The organism is Pseudarthrobacter sp. PS3-L1, from assembly GCF_030063285.1.
Lineage (GTDB): Bacteria > Actinomycetota > Actinomycetes > Actinomycetales > Micrococcaceae > Arthrobacter.
This window is the reverse complement of record NZ_JASISU010000003.1, coordinates 492,508-507,907: the sequence shown is the minus strand read 5'-3', so window position 1 is coordinate 507,907 and position 15,400 is coordinate 492,508. Positions and strand designations below refer to the sequence as shown.

At 60.8% G+C, this 15,400-nt stretch carries 17 protein-coding genes; 13 read left to right on the top strand and 4 right to left on the bottom strand.

Annotated elements, in window-relative coordinates; all coding sequences use genetic code 11:
* Positions 1 to 23: 23 nt before the first annotated feature.
* Together QMG79_RS10275 and QMG79_RS10270 are read right to left on the bottom strand one after the other, a co-directional pair.
* Complete coding sequence (locus tag QMG79_RS10275; RefSeq protein ID WP_283538492.1) at positions 24 to 2,309, bottom strand: heavy metal translocating P-type ATPase; 2,286 nt, start codon at positions 2,307 to 2,309, stop codon at positions 24 to 26.
* A 92-nt stretch (positions 2,310 to 2,401) separates the two neighbouring features.
* Entirely contained in the window at positions 2,402 to 2,905 is a 504-nt protein-coding gene (locus tag QMG79_RS10270) for a universal stress protein (RefSeq protein ID WP_283538491.1), read from the bottom strand.
* A gap of 298 nt (positions 2,906 to 3,203) precedes the next feature.
* Here QMG79_RS10270 and QMG79_RS10265 point away from each other — a divergent pair, with 298 nt between their 5' ends.
* Both QMG79_RS10265 and QMG79_RS10260 read left to right on the top strand, forming a co-directional pair.
* Positions 3,204 to 3,647, top strand: coding sequence for a pyridoxamine 5'-phosphate oxidase family protein (locus tag QMG79_RS10265; RefSeq protein ID WP_283538490.1), 444 nt, complete (start codon positions 3,204 to 3,206; stop codon positions 3,645 to 3,647).
* 57 nt (positions 3,648 to 3,704) lie between these two features.
* Positions 3,705 to 6,125: a phosphoketolase family protein gene (locus QMG79_RS10260; protein ID WP_283538489.1), complete on the top strand. Its 2,421-nt coding sequence runs from the start codon at positions 3,705 to 3,707 to the stop codon at positions 6,123 to 6,125.
* A gap of 40 nt (positions 6,126 to 6,165) precedes the next feature.
* Here the strand turns inward: QMG79_RS10260 and QMG79_RS10255 are convergent, their stop codons facing one another.
* Both QMG79_RS10255 and QMG79_RS10250 read right to left on the bottom strand, forming a co-directional pair.
* Positions 6,166 to 7,029 carry a universal stress protein gene (locus tag QMG79_RS10255; protein ID WP_283538488.1) on the bottom strand — a complete coding sequence of 288 codons (864 nt, stop codon included), beginning with the start codon at positions 7,027 to 7,029 and terminating at the stop codon, positions 6,166 to 6,168.
* A complete protein-coding gene (locus tag QMG79_RS10250; RefSeq protein ID WP_283538487.1) occupies positions 7,016 to 7,486 on the bottom strand; it encodes a universal stress protein in 471 nt (156 codons plus the stop codon). The genes QMG79_RS10255 and QMG79_RS10250 overlap by 14 nt, the downstream gene beginning before the upstream one ends.
* 215 nt (positions 7,487 to 7,701) lie before the next feature.
* On the opposite strand from QMG79_RS10250, the gene QMG79_RS10245 reads away from it, so the two are divergent.
* From QMG79_RS10245 to QMG79_RS10195, 11 genes are all read left to right on the top strand, one after another.
* Entirely contained in the window at positions 7,702 to 8,184 is a 483-nt protein-coding gene (locus QMG79_RS10245; protein WP_283538486.1) for a universal stress protein, read from the top strand.
* Complete coding sequence (locus QMG79_RS10240; RefSeq protein ID WP_283538485.1) at positions 8,181 to 8,633, top strand: NADPH-dependent FMN reductase family protein; 453 nt, start codon at positions 8,181 to 8,183, stop codon at positions 8,631 to 8,633. Before QMG79_RS10245 ends, QMG79_RS10240 begins: the two co-directional genes overlap by 4 nt.
* Positions 8,634 to 8,656: 23 nt before the next feature.
* Positions 8,657 to 9,343 carry a response regulator gene (locus QMG79_RS10235; protein WP_283538707.1) on the top strand — a complete coding sequence of 229 codons (687 nt, stop codon included), beginning with the start codon at positions 8,657 to 8,659 and terminating at the stop codon, positions 9,341 to 9,343.
* A 73-nt stretch (positions 9,344 to 9,416) separates the two neighbouring features.
* On the top strand, positions 9,417 to 9,887 hold the full coding sequence (locus QMG79_RS10230) for a pyridoxamine 5'-phosphate oxidase family protein (protein WP_283538484.1): 471 nt from the start codon (positions 9,417 to 9,419) through the stop codon (positions 9,885 to 9,887).
* Between the two features lie 63 nt (positions 9,888 to 9,950).
* The gene (locus QMG79_RS10225) at positions 9,951 to 10,415 is read left to right on the top strand and encodes a pyridoxamine 5'-phosphate oxidase family protein (RefSeq protein WP_283538483.1); all 465 of its coding nucleotides are present in this window, start codon (positions 9,951 to 9,953) and stop codon (positions 10,413 to 10,415) included.
* A gap of 144 nt (positions 10,416 to 10,559) precedes the next feature.
* Positions 10,560 to 12,221, top strand: a complete 1,662-nt coding sequence (locus QMG79_RS10220) for a GAF domain-containing sensor histidine kinase (RefSeq protein WP_283538482.1) — start codon at positions 10,560 to 10,562, stop codon at positions 12,219 to 12,221.
* A gap of 44 nt (positions 12,222 to 12,265) precedes the next feature.
* Positions 12,266 to 13,195 carry an NADP-dependent oxidoreductase gene (locus QMG79_RS10215; protein ID WP_283538481.1) on the top strand — a complete coding sequence of 310 codons (930 nt, stop codon included), beginning with the start codon at positions 12,266 to 12,268 and terminating at the stop codon, positions 13,193 to 13,195.
* A gap of 145 nt (positions 13,196 to 13,340) precedes the next feature.
* The gene (locus QMG79_RS10210) at positions 13,341 to 13,628 is read left to right on the top strand and encodes a YegP family protein (protein WP_283538480.1); all 288 of its coding nucleotides are present in this window, start codon (positions 13,341 to 13,343) and stop codon (positions 13,626 to 13,628) included.
* Between the two features lie 109 nt (positions 13,629 to 13,737).
* Positions 13,738 to 14,049, top strand: coding sequence for a BON domain-containing protein (locus tag QMG79_RS10205; RefSeq protein WP_283538479.1), 312 nt, complete (start codon positions 13,738 to 13,740; stop codon positions 14,047 to 14,049).
* A gap of 91 nt (positions 14,050 to 14,140) precedes the next feature.
* Positions 14,141 to 14,863 carry a VIT1/CCC1 transporter family protein gene (locus tag QMG79_RS10200; protein WP_283538478.1) on the top strand — a complete coding sequence of 241 codons (723 nt, stop codon included), beginning with the start codon at positions 14,141 to 14,143 and terminating at the stop codon, positions 14,861 to 14,863.
* Positions 14,864 to 14,914: 51 nt separating this feature from the next.
* On the top strand, positions 14,915 to 15,400 hold the full coding sequence (locus QMG79_RS10195) for a hypothetical protein (RefSeq protein WP_283538477.1): 486 nt from the start codon (positions 14,915 to 14,917) through the stop codon (positions 15,398 to 15,400).

The following is a 15,400-nucleotide window of genomic DNA, read 5'->3' as shown; positions in this document are numbered from 1 at the left end:
GGGCGATGCGTCGACCCCTGCGATCAGCTTGGCAGAAGACTGAATGAGCCCTCGTCCTCCAAGGTATTGTGCAGCTTCAGGATGGCGTAAAGGCCGTAGAGCAGCCCCCGGATATCGACGATGTCCGCACTGGTTCCCGGGCCGTCGATTCCATCGATCATTCGGTGTAGGCGACTCATGTAGAGCTCAATTTCCGCATGGGTCCGGCTGGTGTCCGACGATCCTTCGTCGTCGCCCAGCGTACGGCCGACCAGTGGCACCAAAACTTTTTCTTCCTGCCGTTCGTGGGGCAGTAACTCCGTATCCAGCCGTTTCGCCAGGGTACGGGCAGATCCAAGATCTGGTTGGGATTCTGAGAGTTCGTCTGCGACGGCACGGATTTTCTCGACCAGCGCCCCGAGTGAATCGTGCTCCATCTTGAGCTCACGGACGGTCGCGAGATCTGCAGGAGTCATGCTGCTGCTATGTGCCTTTCCAGGGAGCACGGCGCGTAGCGCGATCCCAATCGCCATGACGTCGATGACCTCCTGCAGCACGGCACCGGGGGCTGGCGCAAGGAGCCCGACTGCGGCAGCCACCATGGCGATCAGGGACAGCCCCATTCCCACGAAGACAGCCTGGCGGCCGATCCGCAGGGAGCGCCGGGCAATCAGGATCGCGTCGGCAAGGGCGTCGATACGGTCAACAGTCAGGACCACGTCGGCAGCTTCCGACGAAGCCGTTGCTCCTCGCGCAGCCAAGGCAACCCCAACGCCCGCCGCGGCCAGGGCAGGGGCATCATTGACGCCGTCGCCCACCATGATGGATGCTGCAGTGCCTGATTCATGGGTGATGACACGGAGTTTTTCTGCTGGATCACAGTCGGACCTGATGGCGTCGGCGCCCACAATCCGGCCAACAGTGTCAGCAACATCAGCCCTGTCGCCTGTTACCAGCACTACCCGTTCTATCCCGGCGCCGCGCAGGGTCCTGATCATCCTCGGCGCGTCGGGCCTGATTGGATCGTTGAGCAGGAAGGCTCCGGCAGCAACTCCGTCGACGGCGATGAAAACCGTGAGCGAGCCATCGATCTCTGCGCGATGACGGGCACGCAGAACCCAGGCGGGCTGGTCTCCTGGCGCTATCCACGACGCCTTGCCCAGGCGAACCTCCTGGTTGCCGACATGGCCCCGAAGCCCGTAGCCATGCTCCTCGTGGACCTTGGTTGGCAGCTCAAGGCGTGCATGACGCCGGGTAGCCGCCGTGACAATGGAGCTTGCCAGAACGTGGGGTGAGACCTGGTCAAGCGAAGCTGCCAACCGCAGGATCTCGTGTGCATCCACAGAATCATCAGCTACAAGTATTTCGGCGACTGACGGCTGGCCCCGGGTCAGTGTCCCTGTCTTGTCAAAGAGGGCTACCTTTCCGGCTGCCAACCGTTCTAGCGCTCCGCCGCCTTTGATGACGACTCCAATTCCGGCGGCCCTCGACAATCCGGAGATGATGGCAATCGGTGCTGCGAGCAGAAGCGGGCACGGTGTGGCAACAACCAGAACTGCAACGGCACGCACAGGATCCGAGCTGAGAAGCCATGCTGCTGCAGCCAGCACCAGCGTCACAGGGACAAAAACCAGGGCAAACCGGTCCGCAGTGCGGACGAACGGAGCAGACGATGCCTGGGCCTGTTCCACGAGCCTGATCACACCAGCGTAGGTTGAGTCGGCCGCCGCAGCTGTGGCCATCAGGTCCACGGGCGCGCCAGCGTTCAGGACGCCGCTGCGCACAGTTTCCCCAATGAACCGTTCCACGGGCAACGACTCTCCCGTGAGTGCTGATTCATCAAGCGTTGCACCGGAGAGGAGTCGCCCATCCACAGGTAGCACTTCTCCGGTACCGATCAGCAATCGGTCAGTACTCTTGAGCTCGTCGATGGCCACTGTCTCAAGACCGTCCCCGGTCCTGCGGCGTGCCGTGCGGGGAGCCCGTTCCATCAGCAGGCGGAGTTCCCTGCGTGCACGGGCCTGGGCGCGGGCCTCCAGCAGCCGTCCGGTACCCAGCATCACCGTGATCATGGCTCCGGCAAAGGGCTCATTGACCCACAGTGCGCCGCCGAGGGCCAACACTGCAATCACGTCGACGCTTGGCTTTCGCTTGATCAGGGCATCGATTGTCCAGACGACAGAAAAGGCCAGCCCAAGGAGGGCGCCAGCTGTCCAGAGGATCGCGGAAAGCTCAGCGAAGTCCAGTAGCCAGAAGCACATACCACCGGCGAGCAGTCCAAGTGCCGCCACAACCAAAAACAGTTCCAGTCGATCGCGCAAATATTTCATGAGGCGATCCTGACACCGGACAACGTCCGCTGCCAGAGACCAAAGACCCGCCCGTGGCGGCAGTGCCGCGACAGGCTGCGTCCTGCTTGGTGTCAGGCGTTGCGGCGAACTCCGTGAGGTTCCGCGGGGCTTGCCGTAGGCAGTTCCAACCCTGGCGGCAGTGCCGTCCCATGGGCCAGCAGTACTGCACACTTTGCATGTTCTGCGACTGTGGAGCTTACCGCTCCCAGCAGCAGACCCTTAAAGCCCCCGTAGCCCCTGCTGCCGAGCACAAGGAGACTGGCATCATTGCTTGCCTCAATCAGCGTCTTTGCGGCTGGTCCCTGGTGGACCACGATTTCAAGCTGGGGTGGAGGAGTGTCTCCGAAGGCCTTGGAAATGGCTTCGGTGCAGAGAATATGGGCGTCCTGGGCGAGGTCCCACTGCGCTGGATAGAAAGTGCCGGGAGCGAGATAGAACTCCCAGGTGGTGGTTGCTTTTATGGTGGGATTTCCGAACAGCGGTGCCAGGGCCGCGGCCCAACGGAGTGCCAGGACAGAAGGCTCACTTCCATCGACGCCGACCACGATTGTCGGGCGGGTTGTATTTTCGCTCATGAGGAGAACACCTGAATTCCTATAAGTACTGACGGTTCACCCCAGTACAGGCCTTCCACGGAGACGCCGGTAGGGGCCTAAGTCCCATGTCCTGCTCCGCATTCAGGTTGGTGTTGTGGCCACGTCGTCCCTCGGCAGCGGTGAATCCGTCCTGGCGTTTGGCAGCAGTCTGTGCGAGGGGGAGGGACTTTCGGCTCTATCAACTGGCGGACCTGTGAACCAGGCTCACAGGTACGTAGGCTGGCCGTGGTTCCCTCAGCGCCACGCCGGCCAACCGACCTGAAGCAAAAGGAAGCCCGTGACATTTTCCACCAGCGAACCCAGCAGGCTTGACGGTGCTCGACACATGAGCGAGGAATTGGGTACAGACAGATGCTGGGAATTGGTGATGTCCAGCGAATCCGGGCGATGTGGCTTCACGAGTGGAGGAGACGTAAAAATCCTTCCGGTGAACTACGTTGCAATCAACGGAAGTATCTATTTCCGCACGGCAGCAGAGGGCAGTATTGCCCTGGCTGCCGAGCGGGGGCGCATGTCCTTCCAGGTTGACCACATCCGTTCCGAACTGAGCCAGGGGTGGTCAGTCCTTGTCCATGGCACCGCCTCGCACGTCACTGAACCTGAGCACCTGGCGGAGCTTTGGGGGCGGGCCATGGCTGAACCTTGGGGAGCCGGGAAGCGGCACCGGTTTATTTGCCTCACTGCAGAAACCCTCACCGGGCGCGCTGTCTTCCTGGCCTGAAGCCTCCCGGCTGGCCGTCACCCACCCGCTAAGTCACTCCAGTCGAAAGGCTTGTCCATGCACGGCGCAGACCCCGAATACACATCGGCAACCGGCGAATCGTTTGCTCTGCTGCACCGGTACTGGGAAGCGGCCAACTACCTCACAGTGGCGCAGATCTACCTGCAGGAAAATCCTTTGGTTGGCCGTCCGCTGGTGGCGGGGGACATAAAGCCGCGGCTGCTGGGCCACTGGGGTACTAGCCCCGGCCTATCACTGATCTACGTCCATCTCAATAGGCTGATTCAGCACACGTCCGCACGGATACTTTTCATAGCCGGACCCGGGCACGGGGGGCCGGCTGTAGTAGCCAACCTCTACCTGGAGGGGACGTACTCAGAGGTTTATCCAGCCATGACCACCGACCACCACGGCCTGCGATCATTGGTGCGCCAGTTTTCCACTCCCGGCGGCATTCCAAGCCATGTTGGACCTGCGACGCCTGGTTCCATCCATGAGGGTGGTGAACTGGGCTATTCACTGATGCACGCCACAGGGGCCGTGATGGACAACCCAGACCTCATAGCAGCATGCGTCATCGGTGACGGAGAGGCGGAGACGGGGCCGCTGGAGGGATCCTGGAAAGCTCCCTCTTTCATCAACCCGGCACGGGACGGGGCTGTGCTGCCCATACTGCACCTGAACGGCAACAAGATCTCCGGTGCCACTGTCCTGGGCCGCTATCCGGATGAACGGGTTGAGGATCTCCTGCGCGCCCATGGGTGGTCGCCGGTGACTGTCAGCGGAGAAGAGCCCGGCCCGGTGCATGTTGCTCTCGCAGCGGCCATGGATGAGGCTTATGCGCGCATCCGGAACATCCAGGAAGATGCCCGGGAACACGGCGTAACAGGGCCTGCGCAGTGGCCTGCAATTATTCTCCGGACACCAAAGGGCTGGACAGGACCTGCCATTGTGGACGGCCTCCCGGTGGAGGGAACCTACCGCTCCCATCAGGTCCCGCTGGCCGCGGTGCGGGAAAATCCCGCCCACCTCGCACAGCTGAATAAGTGGCTTAGGTCCTACGGCCCGGAACGGCTCTTTGACGCTGACGGGGCGTTGATCGCTGAACTGCAGGCCCTGGCTCCCACCGGCTCCCTTCGCATGGGTGATCCTGGGGCAGGCCGGACGTCCGAGAAGACAGAGATTCTCAAGATTTCTGCACTGACGGCCTATGAGGTGGACATCCAACCCCGTGGGAGCATCCATCACGAGACCACCAGGCCACTGGGCGAGATGCTCCGCGACATCTATCTCAACACGGCGGAAAACCCACGCTTTCGACTATTTTGCCCAGACGAGACCAACAGCAACCGTCTCGGCGCGGTATTCGAGGCCAGCGACAGATGCCTCATGCTTCCACCCGGACACCGGGAGCACCCGGTGCCCCAGGACAGGATCTCGCCGTCCGGGAGGGTGATGGAGGTATTGTCCGAACACCTCTGCCAGGGGTGGCTCGAAGGGTACGTCCTGACAGGGCGATACGGGCTTTTTGCCACCTATGAAGCCTTCGCCATGGTGAGCGCGTCAATGACGGTGCAGCACACGAAGTGGTTGCAGCATGCCCGCACCCTAAAATGGCGTCACCGGGTCCCCAGCCTCAACATCCTGCTGACCTCCACCTGCTGGCGTAATGACCACAATGGCTTTAGCCATCAGGGTCCCGGGCTTGTCGACGTCGTCCTCTCACTTTCCGGTACGGTCACCCGCGTCTACTTCCCACCGGACGCCAACTCACTTCTGGTGGTGGCTCAGCATGTGCTGAACAGCATGGACTACGTCAACGTGATTGTGGTGGACAAGCAGTCCCATCCCCAATACCTCAGCCTTGAGGAAGCGCAGGAACAAGCCGCAGACGGGGCTAGCGTCTGGGGGTGGGCCGGCCATGAGGCTGCCAGGAATTCCACGGGCGCTGATGCCCCGGACGTCGTCCTGGCCTGTATTGGCGATGTCCCCACGGAGGAAATCCTCGCCGCGGCGTGGCTCCTGCGGAAGTTTGTCCCAACACTCCGCGTCAGGGTTGTCAACGTCATGGACCTGATGGTCCTCCCCCCTGTGTCCGCTCATCCGCACGGCCTCTCTGACGCCAAGTTTGCCGAACTGTTCACCGCAGATGTCGATGTGGTGGTGGCTTGGCACGGCTACGCGCGCGCGTTGCACCAGCTTTTGCACGGAAGGCCGCAGCCCGAGAGATTCCACGTGCGCGGATACAACGAACAGGGAACCACCACAACGCCTTTTGACATGGTGGTGCTGAACCGGATGAGCCGTTATCACCTGGCCATGGAAGCCATGGACCGATCCAGGCATGAACTTCCAGGAATGGCTGTCCTAAGGGATCATTGCCTGTCCCAGCTCACTGCCCACACCGCCTACATCCGGGGGCACTTCGAAGATCTTCCAGAGATCAGGGCCTGGAAATGGACACCGTTGGAGGATTAAAAGGCGTCCCAGAGCCAGTGTGGCAGGGACGCCTTTGACGCTACCCGCGGTCTTCTCGGTAAGTCCGCGTAATCAGTGTGGGGCAGCGAACCTCGCCAAGGACGCCATGGGCAGTGGATCCCAGCAGGAGGTGTCGGAATCCACCGCGACCACGGCTTCCCACCACTAGAAGCGCTGCGCTGGCTGCAGCATCAGCAAGCGCAGCGGCCGGGTCCAGGTCCGTGACGAGCCGCCGGTGAATTTTCAGGTCAGGAAAATCCTGGCTGAGGCCGGCGACGCTTTCGGCAAGGACAATCCGCTCTTCGTCATTAACAATGGCGGCCATGCTGGATTGTGGAAGCCGCGCCTCAATCCAGCGATCCGCTCGGGACAGGGCATACACCACTGTGAGTTCCTGTTCCGTTCGGTCGGCCTCGGCTGCCGCGAAACCGACAGCTTGGACTGATTGCTCCGAACCGTCAACACCCACCACGATTCCACGCCTATTCGCGACGTCATCAGCACCATTGATGACCGCCACCGGGCACACTGCCGCTGCCGCCACCTGGAGTGCGCGCTGGAAGCGTGGAAATTCGTTGCTCCCTGAGCCGAGAACCACCATGGAAGCCTGTTCAGAGACCTTCCTCAACGAGCCAGCGATGCTTCCCTCAAGGAGCGCGCTGCGCACACTGACGGAGGGCTCGGCATCTTTTGCCTGCTGAACAGCCGCAGTCAGCATGTCCTCTCCCATTTCGCGGAGGACACCAAGCCAGGGGTAGGGCTCCGCCATCCATCGATCATCCACAACGTGGACAATGGCCAACGGGTGGCCCGTATCCATGCTTCGATGGGCCGCCCAGGCGATCGCCGCCCTGCTGTGCAGCGAATCGTTGGTGCAGACTATGATTTCCTCAGGATTTTTCATCTGGCTTAACTCCTTGTTTTTGGGGTGCGTGGACAACCAGTACTGGACAGTGGGCATGGGCCACGCAAGCGGAGCTGACGGAGCCCAGGAGCAGGCCACCGAAGGCACCATGACCACGCCGACCCACCACCACAAGGTCTGCGGCCCGGGTGGCTTCTATCAACCCTTCACGGGGGTGCCCACGCACCAGCGTTGGTTCGACGTTGGCCGGGGTGTCATGGCCAAAAGCATCCTGCACTGCCTGGCGTAGAAGGGCCTCCGCGCTTTCCTCAAAGCCGTCAATGCCCTGGGCGAGATAGCCATCGTAGATCTGGGGATAATCCCAGAATGCCGTCGCGGTGATCTTGGCATCGACGGGCTGTGCCAGCCGCTGGGCCTGCCGGAGTGCCTCAACTGAGGATTCCGATCCGTCGACGCCGACGATGATCCTGCGAAGAGGTGAAAGGTGTGTGGACATGGGTTTTCCGTCCTTTTGTAGGTACCTAGGCCTAGGATCACCCGTCCCCGCGTGCCCGCACAGGGCCAAAAGTCATCTGTTTCCCACGGGAGCGTCCTGGATACCCAGTGGCAGGCCGCTGCGGAGCTCCGCGTGACCTTTGGCACTGTGCGTGACCAACGGACATCAACAGAATGGTTGGCAGTGGTCCCAACGACCCATGGACGGGAGTCAGCATGCAGACTGCGAGAGATGTGCCGAGGATCGTGGTGGGGGTCGACGGCTCGCAGTCCTCGGTGGCAGCGCTCCAGGAAGCCCTGGACCTCGCGGAGGATATTGGGGCTACTGTCCTTGCCGTCACCGTTTGGGATGTCCCCAGTATTGTCGGATCGATTGACGACGGCGGCGTGTCAGGTAGCGCTACTGATGCACGAATGATTCAGGCAGGAGTCCTGCGGAAGGCAATCTGCGCATCCGCGTCCGGCGGCCAGGGAAGTGGCGCGCAAACCCTAGTGCTCCGCGGAGATCCAAGGGTCATCCTGGTTCAAGCCAGTTTGACTGCGCTGATGCTTGTGGTGGGCCGCCGGGGTTACGGAAGCCTGTATGGTCTGCCTACCGGGTCAGTCAGTTCCGCGTGCGTTGCCTACGCGCACTGTCCTGTCCTGGTGGTCCATAACAGTAAAACCAGGGAGAACGTCAGTACCAGGGAGGGGCAATGAGCGCCCTACCAGTACTGAAGGCCCTGGTGGTCTATGAATCGATTTTTGTAGATACGAAGGATGTCGCTCTGGCGGTGGGGGATGGAATGGATGAGAACCTCTCGGTTCGCGTGGCCTCCGTGGATGACGTGGGGCTCACCGAGCTTGATGGATACGATGTGGTGGTCTTTGGCGCACCGGTCCAGTTCGCCGGGGTCATGAGGCACGTCGTGGGGTTGCCACCGCACAGCGAGCAGGCAGCCCTTTTTGATACCCGGCTCCAGGGACCCGGCTCCTTTGTCGGCAGGAAGGGCACCGCTCTGAGGGAAAGACTACGCGGCAAGGGATTTTCGGTACTTTCGGATCCCGAAAGTTTCATGGTGGCATCGGACCCCATGCTTATGACCGATGAACTTTTTCGTGCCAGACGCTGGGGACATGACCTGGCGGACAAGATCCAGGAAGGATAGTGAACCCGAAGCGAATGGGAACAATGGTGAATGAGGAGTCGGCGGGAGCTGGCGAGGAGCAAGCAGCGTTGCGCGTATATCTCCTCGACGACCACGAACTGGTCCGTCGCGGACTCAGGGAACTTCTGGAAAGTGAGGGACTCGACGTCGTCGGCATGTCTGGATCCGCGGAGGAGGCGACCCGTCGGATCCCTGCACTGCGACCGGATGTTTGTGTCCTCGACGCGAGGCTGCCGGACGGAACGGGCATTGAGGTGTGCCGCAGTGTCCGTTCTGTTGACCCTTCGCTGAAGTGCCTCATACTCACAAGCTATGACGACGACAAGGCGCTGCGGGGCGCCGTCCTCGCCGGCGCGTCCGGCTACGTCCTCAAGGAGATCGGCGGCTCAGACCTCCTCGGGGCGATTCGCAAGACCGCGATGGGCCAATCGCTGTTCGACGAAGCGACAAGGAAGACGATCCTCGCAGGCCTTACCGTTGCGCAGCCTACAGATCCGCGGATGGCGTCCCTGACGGAACAGGAACGTCGGGTACTGGATCTGGTCAGCCAGGGGATGACCAATCGCCAGATCGGCGAAGCCATGGTGCTTGCGGAAAAAACCGTGAAAAACTACGTCTCATCAATGTTGGCCAAGCTGGGCTTTGAACGCCGCACGCAGGCTGCCGTTTTTGTGGCCCACCTGAAAACACCACGGGACGACGGGGATTGATCCCACCAATCCGGCAAGAAGGTGGGACCAACGGCCCTATTTTCTGTTCCGGTGAGCGCGCACCATTGGTTCCATGAGTACCGACGTCCCGGCACAGTCCACCGAAATCCTCGCGGCAGATGCCTGCTGGGCGCTCCTGCGAACAGTGGCAGTGGGAAGGCTGGCTGTCGTAGCGGAAGGCAACCCCGAGATCTTTCCGATCAACTTCGTTGTCGACCACGGAAGCGTGGTCTTTCGGACCGCAGAGGGAACAAAGGCTGCCGCTGCCTTGAGCGGTGCGCGGGTGGCCTTTGAATCTGATGGAACGGACACTGCGGGTGCTTCTGCATGGAGCGTGGTCCTCAAGGGACTTGCTGCCACGATCAGTCGGCCCACTGAACTTCTCGACACCTTCGATCTGCCACTGCATCCATGGCAGGCCGGGACCAAAGACAGGTTCATCCGCATAACGCCAGATGTAATTTCTGGACGCCGGTTCGACGTCGTTGATTCTGCCAGTTGGCGGATAACGCTTGATGACACCACGCGGGCAGGTCTGGAGTAGAACAGGTTTGCGCAGGACCAATGACCCTAGCCTGCTGGCGGGGCAGGGGTTAGTGTCAGTGCCATGACACCCCGGATAGGCGACACTACCAAGCGGCTGGATCCTGCCGAATGCTGGGAATTTCTCCGCCGAAGCGCTGTGGGCAGGCTGGCCGTCATTGTTGACCATCACCCCGAGATCTTCCCTATCAACTTTGTCGTGGACGGAAACAGCCTCGTATTCCGAACGGAAGCTGGCACAAAATTCTGGGGCGCCCTGCAGGATCCCTGCGCCCTGGAAGTTGACGGTTACGGCCCGCCCGCGGGAACGGCATGGAGCGTAATGGTCAAGGGCCAGGCGGTGCATGTCGAAGGCCAGGACGAAAAGACACGCATTGACAAACTGAAGCTGAACCCCTGGCAGCCTGGCAGCAAGGAAATCTACCTGAGGGTCAATCCCACCAGCCTGACAGGCCGTCATTTCAGGACGACTCTCCCAGATGTATGGGACACTCCGTCCTGGGATGCCCGGACCGAGCTCTTTCGGTGACGTGACGAAATGCGTAGGCTCTCCGAAAGGGGCCTCGTCTGCTGTAGTGTCTGGACCCACGGCTGTCGTGAAGAGTGCGCCTTTCGACGCTTCACCGAGATGGGCTCCCGGTATCTCTAGTAGGGCGGACCCATGGGATCAGAAATGACCGAACGACGTGAACATCGCGACCCGGACGCCAAGAAACCGCTACCTCCTTCGCCTGGGGTGGACCACCTCCTGTCCGGATTTGCCGCTATCGCCGAAAATGCGGGCCTGGAAAAGGTGCTGGAGAGTGTTCTCGAATCAGCATGCCAGGTGTCCGGCGCCCGTTATGGTGCACTCGGAGTGGTCGGCAATGATGACCGCCTCAGTCATTTCATCACCGTTGGACTGACACCTGAACAGGTCACGAAGATCGGCAAACTGCCGGTAGGCCATGGTGTTCTCGGGTTGCTGATCTCCGAACCAAAGCCGTTGCGGCTGCAGGATCTGCGCGAGCATCCCGCGGCGGCAGGGTTTCCACAACACCATCCGCAAATGACATCGTTCCTGGGCGTTCCCATCAAAGTCCGGAACACAGTGTTCGGGAACCTTTACCTCACTGAAAAGAGCGGGGCTGATGATTTCACGCAGGATGATCAGGACTTGGTTGTGGCGCTCGCCGCCGCTGCCGGAGTCGCCATCGAGAACATGCGTCTTTTTGAGAACGAGACCCACCGCTCCCGCTGGCTGGAAAGCGGCCAACAGGCGGCGCGGGCACTTCTTGACGACTCCCAGGAAACACACCGTAGTGACGTTGAAATAGTAGCCGACCATGCATTTTCCGCTTCTGAAGCCAACGCCGTCATGGTCCTGACCCAACTCAGCTCGGACGATCAGCTGTATTGCGAAGTGGCGTTGGGGCGCGACCTTGAGTCCCTGCAGGGCGCTCACCTGGGAAGCGGTTCCGCCCTGCATCGCTTCACGTCGGGGTTCGGTGGAACCAGTATCCTCACGGGTGACGGCCTGGACGCGGTCTTCCCGGCTCCGAAGCGTGAGCTTTTCGGAGCAACCCTCTGTACAAGGATCACCAGTCGCGGCAACCACGCCCGTTTCCTCGTGATTGCGCGCAGCCGCCAGGATACGTCCTTCTCGCAACTCGACCAGGACATGGTCTCGACTTTCGCAGCCCATGTGTCTCTGGCCCTAGAACTGATTCAGCTTCACGCCCAGCGCGAGCAGGAAGCTGTGTTTGGGGACCGGGACAGGATTGCGCGGGATCTGCACGATCTGGTGATCCAACGTGTTTTTGCGGCTGGCCTGAGTATCCAGAGCCTGCGAAGATCTGTTGTTGGTGCCGAGCCGCTGGCCCGGATAGCGTCCGTCACCGCAGAGCTTGACGCAACCATCAAAGACCTTCGAGACACCATCTATTCCCTCCACGCAGCCGCGCCAGGAAGGCCCGCACTGAGCAGCCGCATCCTTGCCCTGGTCCGTGCCACCTGCGAGGGCACTGACATACGCCAGTCCATCCAGTTCTCCGGGCCCATTGACACAGCTGTTGACAGCATCACGTCCCGGGAGGGCAAAGCTGTTATCCGCGAAGCCCTGGCGAATATTCTGCGGCACGCGGATGCCTCGTCGCTCAGCGTAGAGGTCATGGTCAGGGCCACCGAGGTGGAGTTCAGGATTACCGACGACGGATGCGGCTTCGCTGCCATTTCCCACCGCAGCGGGCTGGCGAATATGCGCCGCAGGACAGAGAATTTCGGTGGGACGTTCTCCATCGAGTCAACGCTGGGTGCCGGAACCTGTGTTGCGGCCATCCTTCCCCTTCGGACCTAGCAAATACGCGGAATAGTGTGTTGTAACAGGACGTTTACGACTGTATGAAAGCAATGACGTACAAAGAATATGGAAACCCTGACGTTCTCGAGCTCACGGACGCACCCCTGCCCAAGGTGGGACCAGGCATGGTGTTGATCAAGGTCAAAGCGGCGTCGGTCAACCCGGTGGACTGGAAGATCATGGCTGGGTACCTGGACGAGGCCATGGACCTGCAGTTCCCTGCCATTCCCGGATGGGATGTTGCAGGCGTCATTGAATCCGTGGGGATCGACGCGCCCCATTTCCAGCCTGGTGACGAGGTGATCTCCTACGGCCGCAAGGATTATGTCCATGGAGGTAGCTTCGCGGAGTACATCTCCCTCCCCGAACGCGTCCTTGCACGCCGGCCAAAATCCCTTGACTGGGCCGGATCAGCAGGCCTCCCGCTTGCAGGGTTGACCGCGTACCAGGTCCTCACCCGACTGAAGCTGACAGAAAATGAGACAGTGCTTATCCACGGCGGTGCCGGTGGCGTCGGAACGCTCGGGATCCAGATCGCCGCAGCCCTTGGAGCCCGTGTGCTGGCCACGGCCTCAGAGAAGAACCATGACTTCGTGAGGTCCCTTGGTGCTGAGTCGGTAACCTACGGGGACGGAGTTGCTGATCGGGTCCTGGCGCTGGTCCCAGGCGGTGTCGACGTGGTTGCAGATTTTGTGGGAGGAAACCTGGCGGCCACACTCGCGGTACTGACCGACGGTGGCAGGCATGCATCCATTGCCGACAGCGAGGTGGAACAGCACGGTGGTACCTGGATGTGGGTGAACCCGATCGGCTCGGATCTGCAGGAGTTGGCAGACCTGGTGGACAAGCACGGGATTCAGGTCAAGATAGACAGCAGTTTTCCGCTTGAGGAAGCAGCAGACGCTTTCCGACTCAGCATGGACGGACATGCCCGCGGAAAAATCGTCGTCACCGTTGACGAGCTGTCCTGACAGCCACAGATCAGGTGGGCACTTAGCCTCTGTCGCTCTCGGAAGTAGGGCACCAGAATGGAGTCATCCTTTGGTGCCCCACTTCCGTGGAGGTGGCGCCATCGTCAAGGTTCCGTCGAGGAATCCCGGAGGCGGGTGAAGTGCAATGGCAGGTATTTTTGAGCTTTTTACTGATAGTGAAGCGGCAATCCGCTTTCGGCTCCTCGGATCCGACGGGACCGTCCTGGCGACCTCTGAACGCCACGACACCAAACGCACTGCAGCAGCGGCCATCACAATGCTCCGTGAGTGCGCAGCAACTGGCCATATCAGGGACGAGTGCAAGGTTGTGGCTCAAAACCCGGGTTCACCTGCCGCGGAGAATCTGCCATTAACGTCCTTGACCTGGCCGGAGAGGTTTCCGGAGTCAGGGCAACCAGAACCCGGACCGTAGGGCGAAACGCCCAGTGGGAGAGGGACCTAAGCCCCTAGGTTCCCCAGCATCGCAGGTTCACTGTTGGATCAGGTGCGCAGGTCTGCGCACTGTGATGACAGGAACCACAGTGACTGCAACAAGCGTGACCAGAAGCGACCACGATCTACAACTGGCAGTGCAGGCTGAATGTGAATGGATCCCGGAACGTGATGCCGCGGGTATTGTCATCGCAGTAAACAATGGTGCTGGGATCCTCTCCGGGGAAGTCGACCACGTCTCCGAAGGCCTAGCAGCACAGCAGGCCGCCCTCGGTGGACGCGTCAAATCTTGGTCTGAGAAGGAACATGCTGCTGCGGCCACCCGGGCATTGCCGCACGTCACAGACGTGAAAAACAATCCTGAGGTAGGGGCTGTTGATCCCCTGGTGGTGGGTGGATAGCGGCCGGTCCTGTCCGTTTCTCCTTCCATCCTGGACAAAGGGTATGCAATCCTCCATGGCGCGGCGGGCCAACTGATGCTTAACTTCGATCATGTCTGAGACCTTCAAGCAACATTCCCACGAGCCCCACGACAGCGGCATCGCAGCTCGACTGAACTGGCTGCGGGCGGGCGTCCTTGGCGCCAACGATGGAATAGTCTCCGTTGCCGCAACAGTGGTTGGCGTCGCTGGTGTGACAAACAGCGTGACGCCAATTCTTGTGGCTGGCACCGCGGCGGTTGTGGGCGGCGCCGTATCCATGGCGCTTGGCGAATATGTGTCTGTCAGCAGCCAGAAAGACAGCCAGCATGCCTTGATTGAAAAGGAACGCCAGGAACTCCTGGATGACCCTGAGGGAGAGTTGGAAGAACTTGCTGGTCTCTACGAGGCGCAGGGATTGAGTACGACGACGGCACTTACCGTTGCGCGGGAATTGACGGAACATGACGCATTGCGGGCGCACCTCTCGGCGGAACTTAACATCTCCGAGGAAGAGGTGGCAAGCCCGTGGCAGGCTGCCGTTGCCTCCGCCATAGCATTCACCGTAGGGGCTATCTTGCCGTTGCTGGCCATTCTCCTTCCGCCAGCGCAAGCGCGTATTCCCGTGACGTTCGTGGCGGTTCTCCTGGCCCTTGCGCTTACCGGGTCAATTAGTGCCAGAATCGGCGGCAGCTCCAAGCGCAAGGCGACTGTTCGCCTCGTGGTTGGCGGAGCGTTGGCGATGGCGTTTACGTATGGCATTGGTCTCTTGTTGGGCACCAGCGGAATCGTCTAGTTTTCTCCATCAGTTCCCCATTCGTTTTTGACCCATATTTCAGGAGTCCCATTGATTGAGATTGGCGGCCTTCCGGCCCACATCCTTTTGATCCACGGCGTTGTTGTTCTGGCGCCTCTGGCCGGTGTCCTCGCCATAGTTTTTGGGCTGGTGCGGCGCTCGCGGCGTTACGTGGCGTGGCCGCTGGGAATTCTAGCCCTCCTCATGGTGCCGCTGTCAGTCCTGACGGCCGAGGCTGGCGAACAGTTGCAACAGGCCATGCCAGCGTCGGAACTGATCGAAGAGCATGCCGAGCAGGGGAGCTTCTTCCGCATTGTCACAGTGATCTTCCTGGTGGTGGTTGTTGCCCAGATTGTGTCAGCGCTGCCAACCGTCCTGACCCGCTGGAGCGCATTCCGGGGACTTAGTGGAATTCTCTCAGCACGCTGGCTGGTCCCGGTCACTACTGTTCTTGGGATTCTTGCTGGCCTGTTCCTGATCTACCAGAGCATCGTGACAGGCCATTCCGGCTCAGCCTCCGTGTGGAGCGACGCCTGA

Coding starts and splice junctions, on each gene's coding strand:
- QMG79_RS10275 (WP_283538492.1), bottom strand. CDS start 2,309: ATGAAATATTTGCGCGATCGACTGGAACTGTTTTTGGTTGTGGCGGCA.
- QMG79_RS10270 (WP_283538491.1), bottom strand. CDS start 2,905: ATGAGCGAAAATACAACCCGCCCGACAATCGTGGTCGGCGTCGATGGA.
- QMG79_RS10260 (WP_283538489.1), top strand. CDS start 3,705: ATGCACGGCGCAGACCCCGAATACACATCGGCAACCGGCGAATCGTTT.
- QMG79_RS10255 (WP_283538488.1), bottom strand. CDS start 7,029: ATGAAAAATCCTGAGGAAATCATAGTCTGCACCAACGATTCGCTGCAC.
- QMG79_RS10250 (WP_283538487.1), bottom strand. CDS start 7,486: ATGTCCACACACCTTTCACCTCTTCGCAGGATCATCGTCGGCGTCGAC.
- QMG79_RS10245 (WP_283538486.1), top strand. CDS start 7,702: ATGCAGACTGCGAGAGATGTGCCGAGGATCGTGGTGGGGGTCGACGGC.
- QMG79_RS10240 (WP_283538485.1), top strand. CDS start 8,181: ATGAGCGCCCTACCAGTACTGAAGGCCCTGGTGGTCTATGAATCGATT.
- QMG79_RS10235 (WP_283538707.1), top strand. CDS start 8,657: ATGGTGAATGAGGAGTCGGCGGGAGCTGGCGAGGAGCAAGCAGCGTTG.
- QMG79_RS10230 (WP_283538484.1), top strand. CDS start 9,417: ATGAGTACCGACGTCCCGGCACAGTCCACCGAAATCCTCGCGGCAGAT.
- QMG79_RS10225 (WP_283538483.1), top strand. CDS start 9,951: ATGACACCCCGGATAGGCGACACTACCAAGCGGCTGGATCCTGCCGAA.
- QMG79_RS10220 (WP_283538482.1), top strand. CDS start 10,560: ATGACCGAACGACGTGAACATCGCGACCCGGACGCCAAGAAACCGCTA.
- QMG79_RS10215 (WP_283538481.1), top strand. CDS start 12,266: ATGAAAGCAATGACGTACAAAGAATATGGAAACCCTGACGTTCTCGAG.
- QMG79_RS10210 (WP_283538480.1), top strand. CDS start 13,341: ATGGCAGGTATTTTTGAGCTTTTTACTGATAGTGAAGCGGCAATCCGC.
- QMG79_RS10200 (WP_283538478.1), top strand. CDS start 14,141: ATGTCTGAGACCTTCAAGCAACATTCCCACGAGCCCCACGACAGCGGC.